This window comes from Microbacterium sp. SS28, from assembly GCF_022761035.1.
Classification (GTDB): domain Bacteria; phylum Actinomycetota; class Actinomycetes; order Actinomycetales; family Microbacteriaceae; genus Microbacterium.
In genome coordinates, this window is sequence record NZ_JAKWJP010000016.1 from 1 (window position 1) to 2,358 (window position 2,358).

3 protein-coding genes are annotated in these 2,358 nt (G+C 65.6%); all 3 read left to right on the forward strand.

Annotated features, from left to right (window positions below):
• Nucleotides 1-302 precede the first annotated feature (302 nt).
• The 3 genes from MJ607_RS19770 (at nucleotide 303) to MJ607_RS19775 (ending at nucleotide 2,128) form a co-directional block, all read left to right on the forward strand.
• On the forward strand, nucleotides 303-1,253 hold the full coding sequence (locus MJ607_RS19770; protein ID WP_243077353.1) for a manganese catalase family protein: 951 nt from the start codon (nucleotides 303-305) through the stop codon (nucleotides 1,251-1,253).
• Nucleotides 1,254-1,328: 75 nt separating this feature from the next.
• On the forward strand, nucleotides 1,329-1,451 hold the full coding sequence (locus MJ607_RS20125; protein WP_279234934.1) for a hypothetical protein: 123 nt from the start codon (nucleotides 1,329-1,331) through the stop codon (nucleotides 1,449-1,451).
• The gene (locus MJ607_RS19775; protein WP_243077354.1) at nucleotides 1,451-2,128 is read left to right on the forward strand and encodes a DUF6766 family protein; all 678 of its coding nucleotides are present in this window, start codon (nucleotides 1,451-1,453) and stop codon (nucleotides 2,126-2,128) included. Before MJ607_RS20125 ends, MJ607_RS19775 begins: the two co-directional genes overlap by 1 nt.
• Nucleotides 2,129-2,358 lie beyond the last annotated feature (230 nt).

Genomic DNA, 2,358 nt, shown 5'->3' on the forward strand with positions numbered 1-2,358 from the left:
AGATCCCCGAACCCGACTACCGCGCCCTCACCGCATAACAACACGAGGGATCACACGCGACCGAATACACCACTCAAAAGGACTTGACCGGCAGTCACGACGCCTGACGCATCCCGGCGGCCGTCGCGATGCGTCGCGTCATCCTGGGGTGCAGGCGAGAGGGTGTTCACGCGCAACGAGCCGACCCGAGCGAAGGACGGGGTTCGGGATGCTACGCCCCGGTGTCCGTCGTGTCCATCCCGGTGCCGTCTCGCCCGCACGCCGCCAGAGTGAGGGCTCGGACCGGCGTCGGAGGGGCATCCATGTACTTTCACCTGCAGAACCTGATCAACCCGATCGAACAGGACGAGCCCGATCCCGCGGCGGCGAACGCGCTGCAGGAGGGCCTGGGTGGTCAGTTCGGCGAGATGCGCACGATGATGCAGTACCTGTTCCAGAGCATCAACTTTCGCGGCCCCGGCGCGAAGCCCTACAAGGACCTCATCCAGGGCATCGGAACCGAGGAGATCAGTCATGTCGAGCTGATCGGCACCACGATCGCGCGCCTGCTGGACGGATCCCCCTCCTATCAGGGCAGGAAGGGCGCCCCGGTCGACAAGCCGGGTGCGGACGGCGCCACCCCGCTGAGCATCGCTCTGGACAACGGCAACATCCATCACTATCTCGTCGGCGCTCAAGGTGCTCTGCCCGTGGACGCGGTCGGCAACCCGTGGAGCGGCAGCTACGTCTACAACTCCGGCAACCTCGTCCTGGACCTGCTGTACAACCTGATGCTCGAGTCCACCGGCCGCCTGCAGAAGTGCCGGCTGTACGAGATGACCGACAACAAGACGGCACGCTCAACGATCTCCTACCTGATCGTCCGTGATCAGGCGCACGAGAACGCCTACGCCAAAGCCCTCGAGACGCTGGGCGTCAACTGGAAGCGCACCCTCCCGATCCCGAAGACGAACGCCGAGCGGTTCCCCGAGGTGAAGCGGCTCCTCGACCTCGGTCTGCAGAGCAAGCAGTTCTCGTTCGATCTCGGCGACCAGTCCGAGGCAGGGAAGATCTTCCAGGGCATGTCACCGTCGGGGGACGGCACCCAGCTCGACGCGAGCGAGCAGGCGCCGGCGGGCGTGCCGATCGAGATCGCGCCGGAGCGGCCCGAGGAGTTCGCCCCCGGCGCCGACAAAGACCTCATCGCGCTCATCGAAGCGACCGCGGCGATGGAGATGGCCGACATCGATGCGACGTTCGGCAAGCTCGGCTGACGCGCACGCGCGGTCATCGGGGGTCGCGCACCCTCGGTCGACGCACTGCTTCGTGAATCGGAGGCGAGGTGACGCATGACTGAGAAGGCCGGCGCAGCGACCGGGACGACGGGCATGCGGGTCATGTTCTGGTTGTGGATGGGCATCGTGGTCGTCGGGCTGACCGTCATGATCGCGACGCCGTTGACGGGGCACTGATGCGAGCGTTCGTGCGCGACAACGCGCTGAGCCTCGCATTCCTGATCATCTTCGTGCTGGCGCTGGTCGGCCAGTCGATCGCGGGCCACGCCTACAACAACGAAGAGCTCATAACCCACGGCCAGGCCCCGATCGACTATCTGCCGTTCGTCACCTCTTCGGCGTTCCTCGTCGACGTCGCCGAGAACTGGCAATCCGAGTTCCTGCAGTTCTTCCTGTTCATCTTCGCCACCATCTGGTTCGTCCAGAGAGGCTCCCCGGAGTCCAAGAAGCCCGGCGACGAAGGCGTCGGAGACGACCGCAGTCAACGCGTCGGCGCACACGCGCGAGCAGACTCGCCCGCCTGGGCCCGGGCCGGAGGAGCTCGACAGCGGATCTACTCGAACTCCCTGCTGCTGGTGATGGGAACGATCTTCCTCCTGTCATGGTTCGCGCAATCGCTCGGCGGCGTCATCGTGACCAACGACGACAATGCGATGCACGGCACCCCACCCATCACGTGGACGGACTACATCGTGTCGCCCGACTTCTGGAACCGGACACTCCAAAACTGGCAATCAGAGTTCCTCGCGGTCGGCGCGATGGTCGCGTTCACGATCTACCTCCGACAACGCGGCTCGAGCGAGTCGAAGCCCGTCGGCCTGCCACATCACGTCACCTCCGAGGAGACCGAGTAGCACCTGCCGGAGGCCTGACGTGGGCGCCCGTTCAGGAGCCGCAACCGGGCGGCGCGCGCATAGGGATCGTCAGCGGACGCACGCGGCCTTGCACGTTTGGGCCGACGGCGCAGACGGGTGCCGCCGGCTTTCGAATGGGCCTCCGAGGTCCGCGTCGACCTACTAGCTGTACCCGGCCGTGAGGTTCGTCGCGGTTTGGGTCTTGTGAATGAGGAGAACCTCCGGGCTTA